The sequence below is a fragment of the Raoultella sp. T31 genome, assembly GCF_002806725.1.
Taxonomy (GTDB): Bacteria; Pseudomonadota; Gammaproteobacteria; order Enterobacterales; family Enterobacteriaceae; genus Klebsiella; species Klebsiella electrica.
The window spans coordinates 21,374-37,080 of the sequence record NZ_PIBO01000013.1; the positions used below are offsets into that span (position 1 = coordinate 21,374).

Below are 15,707 nucleotides of genomic sequence, written 5' to 3' on the forward strand. Positions count from 1 at the left end.
ATAAGGTCGGCGCTATAAAAGTCATGATGTAGACGACGTTAGAATGGCGCCCGGATAATATGGCTACGCTATAGTTGCTGAGCTAGCGTGATACCAAATTATGGGCGCCTTTATTATCAATTCTAATTCAATTTATTTTTATAAATTTGAACCAGCTCAGTGATAATTTCGCGACAAAGAATAGATGTCATCAGATGATCTTGCGCATGTACCATCACAAGAGTCATCGTGGTTTTCCCCATCCCTTCATCTTCTTCTATCAGCTTAGTTTGTATGGCATGTGCTTCTTTGCCAGCTTCAGCAGCCATCGCAAGTAATTCAGTGGCATGATCAAAATCACCCGCCTTCGCATGATGTAATGCTTCATAGCATAAACTTCTGGAGTGGCCGGCATTAACGATAATGCCCATTACGACTTCTTCAGTATCTAACATACTTTCCTCATCAAAATCCATTATTCACGGAAACTTCTGCAAACCATTCACCGCTCTGTTTGACGGTACGAACCTGAGAATCCAGATCGAGGCTAATGAAACCATAACGGTTTTTGTAAGCATTCATCCACGACCAGTTGTCAATAAAGGTCCATAAATGATAGCCATGACATTGAGACCCTTCACTAATAGCACGGTGTACCCACTTCAGGTGTTCTCGGATAAAATCAATCCGATAATGATCTTTTACCTGCCCATCATCAGCAATAAATCTTGTCTCATTTTCAACACCCATGCCATTTTCTGAAATATAGCAAGGGATATTCCCATAGTTATCGCGCAGGTTGATTAAGATATCATAAATGCCTTCTGCATAAATTTCCCAGCCACGATAGACGTTCATTTTTCGGCCAGGCATTTCATAGTTTTCAAAGAACCAATCAGGCATAAACGGTGAATCAGGATTGATCATCGTTGCTCTGGCTTTGACTCTTCGTGGTTGATAATAGTTGACCCCGAGGAAATCAACCTTACCTTGTTTGATGATTTCTAAGTCTTCACTTTCAAATTCTGGTAGTTGATCGTAGGTCTTTAAAATCTCTACCAGTTCGACCGGATATATACCATTTATTGCTGGCTCGAGGAACGAACGGTTGAAGAACAGGTCAGCAATAAAAGATGCTTTCAAATCTTCTTCGTTATTTGAACGTGGGTAAGAAGGCGTCAGGTTGAGCACTATGCCAATCTTACCGGGCAACGCCATACTTTTATAAGCTCTTACCGCTTTACTGTGTGCCAGCATGATATGAAACGCAACTTGCGCAGCGCTGCGGAAGTTTACATTATTGGGATAGTGGAAATCGTATAAATATCCCCCTTCAACAACGACTACCGGCTCATTAAAAGTAACCCAGTGCTTAACCCTGTCGCCAAACAGTTCGAAACAAACTTTGGCATACGTTTCATAGGCTGCAACAGTTTCCCTGCTTTGCCAGCCACCCAACTCCTGCCAGTATAGCGGCATATCGAAATGGAATAGCCCGAAAATAGGTTCAATGCCATTTGCGATTAGATCATCAATGACATTATTATAAAATTTGACGGCTTCGATGTTAATTTTCTCGCCATCCGGCATCAATCGTGCCCAGGAGATAGAGGTCCGAAAACTATTGTGTCCAATACGCTTCATTAAAAGAATATCTTGATGATAATTCTTATAGAACGTTGATGTTTCAGCAGGTCCAACCTGGTCATGAAATCTGTTTGGCTCAATATTATACCAATGATCCCATATGTTTTTTGCTTTTCCATCGCCATCAACCGAACCTTCGGATTGCGTCGCAGATGAAGCGCTCCCCCACCAAAACCCATCCGGGAATTTGTATTCCATACATAACCTCATGACTTTAAATATTTAAATTTTACGTATCAGACTTTTTCAGACTTTAATTCAAAGCTTCCTTCATTATTACTTTCTAAGTTTGAATTATCTGCCGCTAGCAACGTTTTCTCATATGCTTTTACGAACGGATAATACATTAACGCAGCTATTGCCATACAGATAAAGCACAGGACTACAGGGGCAATAGCCCAGTTAGTCGCCCATGATGCGCCAATGGGTGCGGGAGTAGTCCATGCGGTCAACATCACAACCTTTTCGACTAATCCCAGATCAATTGCGTACCATGCAAGAATTGCGTTAATCACCGGAATAAATACAAACGGAATGAATAAAATCGGGTTCATGATGATCGGCGCGCCGAACAAGATAGGTTCGTTAATGTTGAAAAGACCGGGCACAAACCCCATACGTCCGATAGTCCGAAGATGAGCCGCCCTGCTTCTAATCAACAGGATGGCCAGTGGTAAGGTTGAACCCACTCCTCCTATAAATAAGTAATGATCCCAGAATCCTTGTACAAAAGTATGTGGAATTGCTTCCCCGGCAGCCAATGCAGCCTGGTTAGACGCAAGATTCGCCATCCAGAAAGGATTCATAATCCCGGTAACAATCATCGTCCCGTGTATACCTGCGAACCACAGGATTTGGCACAACAGCACAGCCAGAATAACAGCTAAAAGACTATCTGATGCAGCCACTAAGGGTTTAAGCATCGCCATAATAGCCTCAGGTAAAATCATCCCTGTAGCATGGTGAACAAAAAGGTTCAGAGGATGCAAGGTCATCATAATGACAATGACGGGAATAAGGACTTCAAACGACCTGGAAACGCCAGGTGGTACCTGCTCCGGCAACTTAATGGTGATATTGCGTTTTTTCAACCAACGATAGACTTCTGTCGCATATATTGAACAAAGTAACGCAGTGAAGATACCTTGCCCGGAAAAATACTGCATTGACAGGGCGCCGTTCTTAAGATCGGCTGCAACCAGCATAAACGACATCAACGAAAGAAGACCCGTAGTGATAGGATCTAAAGAATATTGTTTTCCTAAGCTGGCCCCTACCCCGACTGAAATAAATATGGTCATTAAACCCATACTCATATTAAACGGCAACATTAACTGTTCGCGATAGTTTGCCGAAAAATTTAGCCATGCTTTCGCAAATTGAAAGCTGGTATTACTCGATATGGGGGGGAAGATAAAAACAAGCATAAAACTGCCGACAATCATAAACGGCAGCGCGGCGATGAATCCATCACGTATTGCCAGGACATACCGTTGCTGTGCAATAACGCCGGCCATCGGCGCAAGCCGTTTTTCAATTATGCCAACCAAAAAATTATAAAATGAGCTCATCTGCTGTTCCACCCTACATTCATTTAGCCAGTTCTAATGCAATATCCAGCACCCGATCTCCGCGCAGCATCCCATAATCCAGCATTTCAATAGGATGGACTTTAATTCCATGAACGGCCGCTTTGGAGGATAAATTATCCTGCATATACTTGATTTGTGGTCCAAGCAGTACAACATGGTAGTTGGGCATATTCTCATCAAATTCAGCAACCCCAAAAGCCTTGATTTCGACATCCAGGTTCTTCGCTGCTGCAGCTGCTTCCATTTTTTTAACAAGCAAACTGGTGGACATACCTGCAGAGCAACAAAGCATGATCTTCTTCATTTTTAAATCTCCATATTGATAGTTCGATGCAATATAAATCCATATTCTTTTCTAGGAAATCGATTTCAAGGATAAATGCTATAATCGTGATGGTGATCACTACGCAAATTAAAAAATTCAATAAATAACAATGCGTTATAAAAACGCGCTTTTCGCTTAATCATCATCCCTCTTCTCGATCTGGATAGATACCGGTATCAAACCTTGTTCTGTCTCATACGTAACAGGCATAACCTACTGTGCCAGCCCATCGTTCGTCGTAAAACCGGCAGAAATGACAGGGGCTATCATCTGCGTAACTACCTGGGAAACGCTATGAAATCGCACTTTTCATACCCAGTTCCTCGCTGTTTGCCCCGGCAAGACCTTCAGAGGCTGAGCGCTACAACTTGATATGTGCATGAGTATCGCCAGAGACATAATGAAACCGATATCTAAAAAATCATCAACCAAAAATAAATTTCACTGAATCGTATATTGATTGGATTTAAGCAAAAAACACAATAAATTCATAATGTTATTAAATATTAACAAATGTGACGAATCGCACAATTCATAACAAAAGGTTAAAATACAGTTGATCATGAAACCGATTTCTTGGAGATTAAATACCAATCGATGTCTAATGCTGGTTTAAGACTGCGTAAAATCCACAAACCGGTTCTAAGGTGGCATAGGCGAAGCAGGGTCACGTGAATACCCCCCTCTTATCTCATTGTGACTTTGTTAATTATGTAAAACCTCTATGAGGATATGACTTATGAAATTGATTAATACTGGGTAATATTCATGCCGGGATATCTTTAATGTGACAACAGTGGAAATTATCAGGAGTATCAAGTCCTGAAATGAACGCTGAAGTAATGTATTGAGATTTCCCCATCGCATGGCATTAGCTTGTGAGATTGAGATTATAAAATGTGAAGTACATTGCTGCAGAACGGTTATCGTTAATACAGATCTCATAATCGGTATAAGTACAGCCATTATTTTTTTCAAAACAATTAACACAAAAACAGTTAATCTCATTATTGATTAACTGCGCCCAGGTTTTAATTTTATTTAATAAAGAAAGGACCGGGCTTGCACTAACAATAAACAAGAGCAAGGGATTAATCATCCATTGTTTAAATAGCACTACCCTATCGACCATTGTTTTTACTTAAAGACTTTTAACATATCAATATACTTTGAAAAGGGATTATTATGAAAAAGAACTACCTCGCACGTTCAATCATGCTCTGCTTTGGGATCATGCTTTCCTCGCAGGTAACGGCGAGTGAAGCCATCGGCTTTCACGGATATATAAGAGCCGGGTCCCTTTTTGATGCCAGAGATAACTTTAGCAAAGCGGGTTATGCTGATGAAATTGATAAAAACATGGGCCGTCTTGGGGCTGAAGTTGACAACAGCTGGGAGGGGCGACTGAATAAACTATGGAATTTAAATGATGGTAAATCTGTCGATATTCATCTGACAATCGAATCTAAAGGTGATGGATTACAAACCCGTGCGGCGCCGCGCGAAACGGGTATTTCTGAAAGCTATGTAGAACTCGGCGGCATCACCCCAACGGGGAAAGTATGGGGTGGACTGAGATACTACGATCGCGAAAACTATGTATTCACAACCGATTATTTCTATACCGATTACTCAGGCACGGGTATTGGGGTTAAAGACCTTGAATTGGGTGGTGGAAAATGGGATCTGGCTTACATCGTCAGTAATGATACTGACCATACTGAACGCCCGGACGGTAGTTCGGCGATCATGCACACTGTGCACTCCAGCGCAAAATATGGCGCATGGGATTTTGAGATCGCCGCTAAACAGATGCCAGATAACTCATTCATTGGTGATGATAAAAAGTATGCAACTAAAGGCATAGAAGGAACAGTCATCTATTCGCGGGATGATTTCTTTACAGCTACGGGTGGTTTTTCAAAAGTTATTTTTCAGGCAGGTCGTGGACTAGGTTCCGGAGATCTATTGGGAGCGACCTTAACGAATACATCGATGTATCGTAAAGGCTCTCTCTACCAGAAAACATTGCAAGACGTAAATAGTGGCTACAAACCATATCAAACAAAGGTCCAGGAGGGCGACCAATCGTATCGCATGTTTGTATGGGGGGGATGGTATGGCGCGAATGTCCATATTTTACCAACCTTCACCTATCAATATAATGATTATGAAGCGGGCCACCATGACTCATGGTATGCAGCATCATTACGCTCTGTTTTCCCATTCAATGAGTTCTTCTCAATACAGACAGAAGTTGGTTATGCCGATAATAAACTAGTCGTGAACAATATGGACCAAGGCAGCCGATCCAGTAAAATTAGTTTTGTTCCGACATTCACCGTTAATACGGGAATGGGGCCATCCCCGGAAATTCGACTGCTCGCGACTTATGTTGACCGTAAATACGATGTGAGCTGGATGGACAGTCGCGGCGACTTCCTCGTCGGTGTCCAGGCCGATATGTGGTGGTAATGACGGCAGGTCGATAGTAAAGCGGATCTAAAGATCCGCTTTACATCTGATGTGACGCTCACCGCACTAGCAGAATTAATTTTATAATAAACAGCTCTCGCTAATACTTACTCGATTTTAAAAAATTACAATCACAGGGGCTTTATTAAGTATGAAAAATAAAAAATCTTCGCTAAATCTGTCTCTATTACTCATCAGCCTGATGGTGACTGGTTGTAATTCATTTGTAGCATCGACATCAGGTATGAATGCTCATTCATTTCAGGAACAGGTCGCCCTCGACCGGAATGCTCTTGAGGCAAAGACTGCTATCGATAAACTCAGCAATATCAATTACATCCCTATCCAGGGCGATAGTGCTATAGCCCAAATCAATGAAAACAGCCAGGTTTTTTCTTTTAACTCAGAGAAAAGTTATGTTGCGGCCTATTCTGTCGAAGGCAAACAGGCAGGTCGCTCTGTAAAACTAAGCTCGCCATTAGATTTTAGCGTGTTCATTCCATCGGTGATGATTTTAGATGAAAACTTTAACGTTATTAATGTAATAAAAAGTAGCCATTTCCCCTATAGCGAGGATTCATTCGGCGCCAACCTCTACAAAGGCTCATTCTCATTACCGGATGGTTATACAAAACTGTATTTGTTAATTTTTACAACCACGAAAGACGCTTCCGGAAGTACTGTTGTCAACAATGAATTGTTACAAAATAGCATGCGTTACGATCGGGTTTCAGATGTTGGTAAATTTTCTAAGCTCGCTGTCCCCCATTCAACCACGGGCCGGATAAAGCTTGAACTTATAAAAAGTGCTGATGAGCGTTATGCTCCTGACGAAATCCCGGCAAGGACGCCTGTTTGTCTGCAAAATACACCCAGGCCTGTTGCTGGTATTAGCGCGCAACAATATTATGAAATGATACGAAAATCTTTATCTTTCAAAGACTATGAACAGGCGATCGGCTATGTTCGTGAAGCTGAATGTTCCGGATTTACAAAAGCCAGAGATGTTTTCTTTTCTGTGATTGAGGATAATGAAAGGAAAAATTTATAGTTGAGTACTCACCACATCTATCGTACCCTGCTCTATGAGTAACCATGACGATTCTATTGAACCATTAAATGTAATAGAGAGCAACGTGAAGAACGTGAAGAAAGCCAGGATGAAAAGCACGACAGTTTATGATATTGCTCGTGTCGCAGGTGTCTCTGCAAGTACCGTTTCTCGTATATTGACAGGATCGGCTAAAGTTGCTGAAGAGAAGCGTATTGCGGTTGAGCAGGCTATAAAGGAGTTAGATTTCCGGCCCAATCTCATGGCGCAATCATTAAAGAGCGGCCAGTCAATGACGCTTGGCGTGCTGACACAGCATCTTGATAGTCCATTTTCTAATGAAATGTTACGTGGTGTGGAAAAAACCCTTGAAGGAACCGGTTACGTTCCTGTTGTTGTGAGCGGTCACTGGAAATCGCAGCAAGAACTCGAACGTATGCAGTTATTAATAGATCGACGCGTGGATGGCATAATTATATTAACCGGGCACGTTAGCCAACAGAGTCTTATTGAATTATCTCTTCAGGTCCCTATCGTAGCAGCAGGCCATGATATTAATACAGCGCAGGTCCGTTCGTTTAATGTCAATAATAGCCTCGGCGGTTATATGGCAACGCAATACTTATTAGATCTCGGGCATCGAAAGATTGCGCATATTGTTGGCAAGACGGATCAAAAGGATGCGATTGATCGTCTCAATGGCTACCGTCAGGCGCTGAGCATTGCCGGTATTGAGTATAATCCAGACCTCGTTGTGCAAGGTGACTTTAGCGAAGAAGGTGGTCGTCAGGCGATCAAGAATCTGGTCGCCAGTAATATTGATTTCAGCGCCATATTCTGTGCCAATGATCAAACTGCATATGGCGCAATACTTGGCCTCAAAGAGGCTGATTTAGATGTGCCTGATGATATTTCCATCATTGGCTTCGATGATTTGCCCTTTTCAACATACAGTAACCCTCCCCTCACCACCATTAAACAGCCAATTTATGAAACCGGGGTTAAGTTAGCGCAGACGCTGCTTAGCTTAATTAACGGTGGTGATGATGTAAAAAACGAAAATGAATCCCTGCTTCCTGAGCTACAGATTGTCAACCGGAAAACCGCTCTGGAATTCAAATAAGTGACCATCGATGAGTGAGCTTTTTGGTCAACTCAATTTTAGCGAAAGTTCATGGATGTTTTACATTCTCTAATCATCAACCATATCGAGAAAAACCTTTCCTTGTGAGCCAGGAAGGTTTCATCTTATGCTGCCAGTCTACTCTCCTTCCGGCCTGAAAATTAATGCGGGCCTTCCCTCCCACACCCGGTCTGAATCCATTGAAAAATATCAATCAAATAACGCCATGTATTTATTCTGTTTTCTCTACAGAGATTATTTTTTCTCTATGAAAACAGCCTCACAATATTCAGACAACGGATGTTGTTTTAATCATTGATAGCCTTAGCTGGCTGGTCGTTTGAGTCCGAATGAGTGGCATTTAAGGCCAGAGAAAGCAGACTCTGTGCTGCTCAGAGATACTACGGAACCAGAAGTGCCGTTGTCGAGGTGGTTGCGAGGTTTCCCCAGTGAGGCACCCCAGGAGCCTTCAGTAGCGGATGGGCCAGAACCCCTGGCCATTGTGACTGACACGGCTTACCAACAAAATAGAGAGTACATACCCCTTGTTACCCGCCAACGGCGAATAAGCGCCCTCACGCATCCCCATTCCATGACCCGTTGAACTCACGCTCATTAGCAGCCATAAAAAAAGGTGCGGCATATCATCATGCCGCACCTCATATTATATTTTCAATTTTACTTATTCAGATAGCCTTCATCAATATAGCTGGTTGTCCAGAAGAAAGGAGCATTCCAGTTAATCGTCACTTCATTCAGAGTCCATGCGCCAATTTCATCTTTCCAGCACGTTTGCCCGACACAATGTCCTTTGAGACTGGCAGCGATAGGGTCGCTGAAATTTATCGAGTTTGGCCCGCCGGACATTACGCCTGGCGGCACAAGCGGTGATGATGGATCGATCTGCTGTGCCCAAAATCGATGGTGTGGATTCTTGAGCGGCCGGCTACCGTAACCGGATACATAGGATTGATCAAGCGGGTTGCGACCGAGAATATAATCCATGGCGTCAGACATCGCCTGGACATATTTGCGCTCTCCGGTGAAATCATGCGCCAGACCAAGGAAAATACTCCGGTTCATCAGATTCGAGTTAGAACCCCATGGATACTGCTCAGCAGAATAAGGGATCAGATATCCTTCGGTCTGAACGCTTTGCGCGTAGGCATTCGCAGTATTAATAATGGTCTGTCTGGCTTTGCTAACTTCTTCAGCTGGAAGATTGTTAGGCACCATCGCCAGGGTAATGGTACCGGCAGCAGAGACATCCTGCCAGAAGAGATCGCCCGTCGCCTCTTTATCGCCCTTAGGACTGGCGAGGTAGTAGCGCGAATGTTTTATCGCATCGAGATATTCCGCTTTACCTGTTGTGGTAAACAGCTCAGCCGCAGCCCAATAGAACTCATCATCCACTTTGGTGTCATCATACGGGCCAGAACCAACAAAGTTATCGTAGGCATAAATATTCGGATGTTTATTAGCCGATTTCCATGCTTTCTCTGCCGCAGTGAGACAGCGTTTCGCATAGGCCGCGTCCGTATCTTTCCAGACACGTGCACATTGCGCCGCCGTCGCCGCCAGATTTAAGGTCGCTGCAGTACTCGGCTGACTTAAATAACGCGGTTGAGGATCTTTATGTGGAGGAAGCGGCATGCCGGTCCAGGCCTCATCGGCCACTTTATGGAACGCCATCCCTGAAGCATCGATCTCTGTCAGCTTGAGCGCCTCAAGATGCGCGGATTGATCTCCGACGGGCACCCACGCCTTCTTGCCATCAGGGACCTGCATTGCCAGCATGAAGTCCATCATCCAGCGCGCTTCATCCAGAAGATCGTTCTTGCTATTATGATTTTCTGGGATTTTTACCTTACCATCGCGAAATGCACTTTCCTTAATATTGCGAGAGTATTTCTCGTGCTCAAAGAAATTCATTAAGGTCCATGTGGAAATACCCCCGTTTACCACGTATTTACCCTGGTCCCCCGCATCATACCAGCCACCGGTAACATCCAGTTTATAATCACAGCCAGGCCATTTATTACCTTTGGCGTCGGTCTTATTAAAGCAAGTTACTCGCTCTGATGGATGCCCCGCCGGACGAGCAAGATCGGGGCGTTGAACATACTCTTTCTCAATAGCAATACCGCTACGCTGCTGGTAGAAGAAAGAGAGCGCATCGTACTTCAGCTGATGATACAGTTTGCTACTGATATTAAATGGATGGCTCTTTTTACCATCAACAACCAAAGTTAATTTGTCTGCTTCTTCAGTGTACTGGCTAAAATCGATAATATGCACGTTCTCATTCGAGGCGCGATTAATACCGAAAGGTTTAGTCTGGCCTTCTGCGACTTTCGTCCCCACACTATTGAGCAGAGTCCAGTTCAATGGCTGCGTCGAATCACTCACCATGGTTGCTCGTTTCAAGGCATGCGGCAAGTACCCGACCTGGTTTACCCTAATCGGCGCAAAGTTCGTTGCTAACTTCAGTCGGGGCCCTTTCAAGGAAACGTTGCTAAGACAAACCGTTGTCGGAGACTGGGTACCCAGCTGTAGCTGGAACTGGGCCTTCTCATCTGCTGATTTCGGCGTGAATTTAAAATTAAAATCTTTTCGCGTTTCGTTTAATTCCACGTCTTGCACGAAATAGTTGGTATATGGCGCGCCATCTTGTTGAACCAAAATCTTGGCGCTAATCGGCTTCTTCGTGACTGCTGTAAAGCTAAGATGATAAGACTGACCTTCGGCCAGCGGGATCCCGGACTGCGCAAAAATGACATCCCAGGGGTTCGCCCCGCCATTCGTGAAGGTGAAACATCCCATACTGTCTATCCGCTCCAGCTGGCCGCCTGCGCCCCACCAACCATCCATCCCAGAGGCGAAGCTACCATTATTCACTAATTCCTCTGCCGGGTTGGCACTCGGATCATTCGCGCTGCCATCACCGTTGACACACCCCTGTAAAGCAAAAAGACTTGAGAAAATGAGTGAGAACTTAACTGTTCTGCGTATTTTCATTGTAAACTCTCCGAATTGAGGCACCCTAAACCTAATGATTCAACAAAATAGATCACAGAAAAATCAATCAGCAATTAAATAGATTGATGCAACTCCTTTCGCCGCCTTCTGATGAATGGAATTGTTTACGTGCTAAATATTTTGTAGTTTGTGTTGATTTACAAATTCATATACACAGCCCATCCCGGAATTACTATCAACGCCAGTCGGCAGTCATTAAGCAACCTCAGTAAATATAGCTGACCATATGATTTCCATAAGAAACTACATGTAAAGCACCTTGTGTCATGTACGACTCCATTGCCATCATAGCCACATCACCACTCACCTGAAATCGATTTCTAGATATCCGATCGATTTTTGTGATTGCCATCTCTGTTTAGAAGATGAGCCTTGCAGTTCCTCCAGCAAAGCATAGATTGCAAAGGTTGTTCATGCTCTTATAGCTCACGAATGCGTCATGCATAAGACATGAACACGGCATAGACACGTATGTGAAATCGATTTCTATAAAACTTACTCTGGGGTTAGTGTATGAAAATCATGCTGGGGGCTAACTGCGCGCTGGCTGCCTTATTGACCGCCAATGTCGCGTTGGCATCGAATGAAGTTGCCGTTGCGCCTTACTTTTCCGACTGGCCTACGATACATAGCGCCATTGCCAAAGATGAAATACTTGAGAATAAAGTCAAAGACATTCTTGCAAAGATGACCCTTGAAGAAAAAATTGGTCAAATGCTGCAGCCCGACTTTCGGGAAATCACGCCTGAGGAAGTGGTTCAATATAAAATTGGCTCCGTTCTTAACGGCGGTGGAGGTTGGCCGGATAACAATAAACATTCCCTGGCCCGTAGCTGGGTCACTGAAGCCGATAAATACTGGAAAGCAACGGATAAGGCTTTTGCTGGCCGTGGTTTCAGAATCCCCTTTATGTGGGCTACCGATGCTGTTCATGGTCATAACAACGTCTTCCAGGCCACACTCTTACCACATAATATTGGCTTAGGGGCCGCCCGCGATCCGGATTTAATTTATAGAATTGGTCAGGCAACGGCGCTCGAAGTTGCGGCCACAGGTCTTGACTGGACCTTTGCTCCCACTGTCGCTGTACCACGTGACGATCGCTGGGGACGCACTTACGAAGGCTATTCTGAGGACCCGTCGATCGTTTATGCCTATGCAAAAGAGATGGTCAGGGGTCTACAAGGTTCTGCATCTGACCTGAAGGGACAACATCACGTTATTTCCACCGTCAAGCATTTTGTTGGCGATGGCGGTACCCTGTACGGTGTTGATCGCGGCGATACCCATTATTCAGAGGATGACCTGCGTAATATACACGCGGTAGGATATTTTTCAGGCCTGGATGCCGGCGCGCAGGCCGTGATGGCCTCGTTTAATAGCTGGAAAAACGATAAAAATTCCGCGCAGGGAATGAAGGCCGGGAGCGAGTATAACGGTAAACTGCACGGCAGCTATTATATGCTCACCCAGGTACTTAAGGACAAAATGGGTTTTGATGGCGTAGTCATATCCGACTGGAACGGCCATAGTGAAATATCAGGTTGTAGTATGGGGGCCTGCGAAGCAGCAGTCATGGCTGGAATAGATATTTTCATGGTCACGGCAAGAAAGGACTGGATGTCATTTCGGACCAGCTTACTTGATAGTGTAAATAACAAAACTATTCCAGTTTCCAGAATTGACGATGCTGTCAGTCGCATCCTGAGGGTCAAAATGCGGGCCGGTATGTGGGATAAACCGATGCCGTCTCAGCGCAGTCTTGCAGGAAGTCAGAGCATTCTTGGGAATCCTGACCACCGCGCCCTGGCACGGGAAGCGGTACGTAAATCATTAGTTTTACTAAAGAACAAGAATAATATCCTGCCCCTTAGCCGGGATCTTAAAGTCCTGGTGGCGGGTAGCGCCGCGAATAATATTAGCAAGCAAATTGGCGGCTGGAGCCTCACCTGGCAAGGGACGGAGAATAACTTATCGGATTTTCCTGACGCCGTTACTATCGTGGGGGCAGTGGAGAAATCCATTGGCAAACACAACGTTATGACCCTCTCCTCAAGCGAGTTGGATCTTAAAGAAAGGCCCAACGTGGCGATTGTTGCCATGGGTGAAGACTCCTATGCAGAGTGGTTAGGTGATATTCCTGATAATAAAACGCTATCTTACTCAGAGCTGAAGGCTGGTTATTCCGGTGATGTCAAACTATTAAGGCAACTCAATAAAGCCGGCATCCCGACGGTTGTTATTTTGCTCTCTGGCAGACCGCTCTATGTCAACGAAGAGCTCAATCTTGCCGATGCATTCGTTGCCGCCTGGCTACCCGGGACCGAAGCGCAAGGCATTACCGATGTTATTTTCCGTGATGCTAACAACACGATAAATCATGATTTCCAGGGAACGTTGTCGTTCTCATGGCCAGCACAAAAATGTGCGACCACCATCAACAGAGCGCCAACCAATATCGCTGAATGGCAGCGCCCGGAATTTGAGCAAAAGCCGGACAAAGAGAATGTATTATTTAATTTCGGTTACGGATTGACCTACAACTCGCCTTCACGACCGGCAGCGAATTATCAAGATCTGGATCGCTTACCGCTTGATAAGCGTCGTCTGGGGTGCCGGGAGTTAAGCATGGAGAAATCGCCAGTCGCCACCACCCGACTTGAGCTGTTCGGTGAAAAGGCTTCCGAAGAGCATCGTTTAAGAATGGGAGATGAGAGTAACTGGACCGGTACTGAGGTATCGGTAAACGGTAAATCCGCAATGCAGTATATTAGCGTGCGCCCTGTCGATTATAAAAGGCAGCAGGATGCACGTGAGGTCACATTTATGGGGACCAGCGAGAGTACCGGGGCCTCTGTTCAATTACAGACAACCAATGTTAAAGGGATCAACCGGAATAATTACCTCAAGGCGAACAGTAACTTGATGGTAACTTTGCGCCTTAAGAAAAACCCCGACCGCAAAATGGAAATCGGTATGCAGTGCGGTTGGCCATGCGCCTCCTCCATTGCCATCAATGATACCTTAAATACTCTCCCGCTAAATAAATGGGTCACGCTAAGCATTCCGTTAACCTGTTTCAAAGAAAATATGGATTTTTCTAAAACCAATACGCCATTTATTCTGACGACCACGGCGAATGCCCAACTCGATTTGGGATTAATTAACTGGACGCCTGCGAGCATGAAGCCGGAGATGGATAACATCGTCCGGGTCAATTGTGATGGAACCCCAAGGTAAATCCTGATGTAAGTCTCTATGGCTAACCCTATCCGACAGTTTCAGTCTATGGCTGTCGGATAGGGTGTTAAGCCTGGTGAAATAGTCAGCCCGCCAGGCTTTGTCGGCGTAGCGGTGCCCAAAACGGGAATCGCTACGCATGACATTATGATTTATAAAGATTTAATGAAAAATGCGTGCGCTACGTGAATTCCAGGCTTTTAGCACTCCGGGAATGCACAACAATTCACGCAGGCACCCTGCTCTTTTTGGCATTACTGTCCGCCAGTCGGTCTTCCCGCCAGCCAGGCATAGACCGACGCCAGGTCACGCCCGGCAAATCCCTCGGCGGCGGCTTCATCCCAGCAGTCGGCAATGGCGGCCAGAATCGGCAGCTGGGTATCTTCCGCCGCGTCAAGCGCCAGCCGCGCATCTTTCAGCGCATGGCTGAGCTGCATCTGCGGAGCAAAATCATTCGCCGCGATCATCTCCAGCTTGGCTTTCACATACGGTGCCGCCAGCGGGCCGCCGTCAAGCGCGCCCCACAACGCTTCGGGAGTAAAACCTAATTTCGCCGCCAGTAACGTACTTTCAGCCACCCCTTCCATCATGGTGATCAGCCAGGCGTTCAGTACCAGCTTCATTTTCTGACTGTTGCCGGCGTCGCCAAACCATTGTGTACCGCGCGCTATTGCGGCAAAGACGCTCTCGGCCTTCGCCCCTCGCTGACGATCCCCGCTGGCCAGCACCAGAATTTGCGCATTCTCCGCCGGTTTTTTGGTTCCCGACACCGGCGCATCGAGGTAGACCATCGATGGGCGAAGCGACGCCAGCAGATCCACAGCCTCCTGCGTTTCTTCCACGCCAATCGTCCCCATCTGGCAAAAAACGGCATCTGGCTGGCAAACCGGAGCTATTTCGCGGATCGTATTCAGGGTCGCTTCGCCATCGGTCAGAACCGACAGAATCACCTCCGCCGCTGCCGCGGCCTGTTGCGGCGTCGCATGAAGAGTTAATCCGCTGGCTATCAAATCCTCACCCCGCTCAGGGGTACGGTTCCAGCCATGAACGGTGAAACCTTTTTTTAACAGATTGCTGGCAAAAGCATGCCCCATGGCACCGAGCCCAATAACGGCAACAACCGGTAAGTTCATTCCATTTCTCCCGCGTGAATTTCGCACCTGCATTGCGTCCCGCTGACGTCGGTAGCGCGCTGAGCAGATAAAGGTCATTCAGTATGCCCGCATCCGCGGAATA

At 45.6% G+C, this 15,707-nt stretch carries 10 protein-coding genes; 4 read left to right on the top strand and 6 right to left on the bottom strand.

All coding sequences use genetic code 11. From position 1 onward, the window contains the following. Positions 1–122: 122 nt before the first annotated feature. Genes CWM52_RS11365 through CWM52_RS11380 form a run of 4 tightly spaced genes read right to left on the bottom strand, consistent with a single transcriptional unit; the run spans position 123 to position 3,522 of the window. Positions 123–434 (bottom strand): PTS lactose/cellobiose transporter subunit IIA, encoded by a 312-nt coding sequence (locus tag CWM52_RS11365; protein ID WP_142255891.1) that lies wholly within the window; start codon positions 432–434, stop codon positions 123–125. A gap of 10 nt (positions 435–444) precedes the next feature. Beyond that, positions 445–1,824 carry a glycoside hydrolase family 1 protein gene (locus CWM52_RS11370; RefSeq protein ID WP_100684204.1) on the bottom strand — a complete coding sequence of 460 codons (1,380 nt, stop codon included), beginning with the start codon at positions 1,822–1,824 and terminating at the stop codon, positions 445–447. Positions 1,825–1,862: 38 nt separating this feature from the next. Beyond that, positions 1,863–3,197 carry a PTS sugar transporter subunit IIC gene (locus tag CWM52_RS11375; protein WP_100684205.1) on the bottom strand — a complete coding sequence of 445 codons (1,335 nt, stop codon included), beginning with the start codon at positions 3,195–3,197 and terminating at the stop codon, positions 1,863–1,865. A 19-nt stretch (positions 3,198–3,216) separates the two neighbouring features. Beyond that, a complete protein-coding gene (locus tag CWM52_RS11380; protein WP_100684206.1) occupies positions 3,217–3,522 on the bottom strand; it encodes a PTS sugar transporter subunit IIB in 306 nt (101 codons plus the stop codon). A gap of 1,206 nt (positions 3,523–4,728) precedes the next feature. Here CWM52_RS11380 and CWM52_RS11385 point away from each other — a divergent pair. The 3 genes from CWM52_RS11385 (at position 4,729) to CWM52_RS11395 (ending at position 8,192) form a co-directional block, all read left to right on the top strand. Continuing rightward, the gene (locus CWM52_RS11385) at positions 4,729–6,018 is read left to right on the top strand and encodes a carbohydrate porin (protein ID WP_100684207.1); all 1,290 of its coding nucleotides are present in this window, start codon (positions 4,729–4,731) and stop codon (positions 6,016–6,018) included. A 151-nt stretch (positions 6,019–6,169) separates the two neighbouring features. Then, a complete protein-coding gene (locus tag CWM52_RS11390; RefSeq protein WP_227521287.1) occupies positions 6,170–7,069 on the top strand; it encodes a MalM family protein in 900 nt (299 codons plus the stop codon). 109 nt (positions 7,070–7,178) lie between these two features. Beyond that, positions 7,179–8,192, top strand: a complete 1,014-nt coding sequence (locus CWM52_RS11395; protein WP_227521288.1) for a LacI family DNA-binding transcriptional regulator — start codon at positions 7,179–7,181, stop codon at positions 8,190–8,192. A gap of 678 nt (positions 8,193–8,870) precedes the next feature. On the opposite strand, the gene CWM52_RS11400 is transcribed toward CWM52_RS11395, so the two are convergent. Further along, on the bottom strand, positions 8,871–11,210 hold the full coding sequence (locus tag CWM52_RS11400) for a glycoside hydrolase family 9 protein (protein ID WP_100684209.1): 2,340 nt from the start codon (positions 11,208–11,210) through the stop codon (positions 8,871–8,873). A gap of 534 nt (positions 11,211–11,744) precedes the next feature. Here CWM52_RS11400 and CWM52_RS11405 point away from each other — a divergent pair. Next, on the top strand, positions 11,745–14,471 hold the full coding sequence (locus CWM52_RS11405) for a glycoside hydrolase family 3 protein (protein ID WP_100684210.1): 2,727 nt from the start codon (positions 11,745–11,747) through the stop codon (positions 14,469–14,471). Positions 14,472–14,725: 254 nt separating this feature from the next. On the opposite strand, the gene CWM52_RS11410 is transcribed toward CWM52_RS11405, so the two are convergent. Continuing rightward, positions 14,726–15,637 (bottom strand): NAD(P)-dependent oxidoreductase, encoded by a 912-nt coding sequence (locus CWM52_RS11410; protein WP_165785384.1) that lies wholly within the window; start codon positions 15,635–15,637, stop codon positions 14,726–14,728. Between the last annotated feature and the right edge of the window lie 70 nt (positions 15,638–15,707).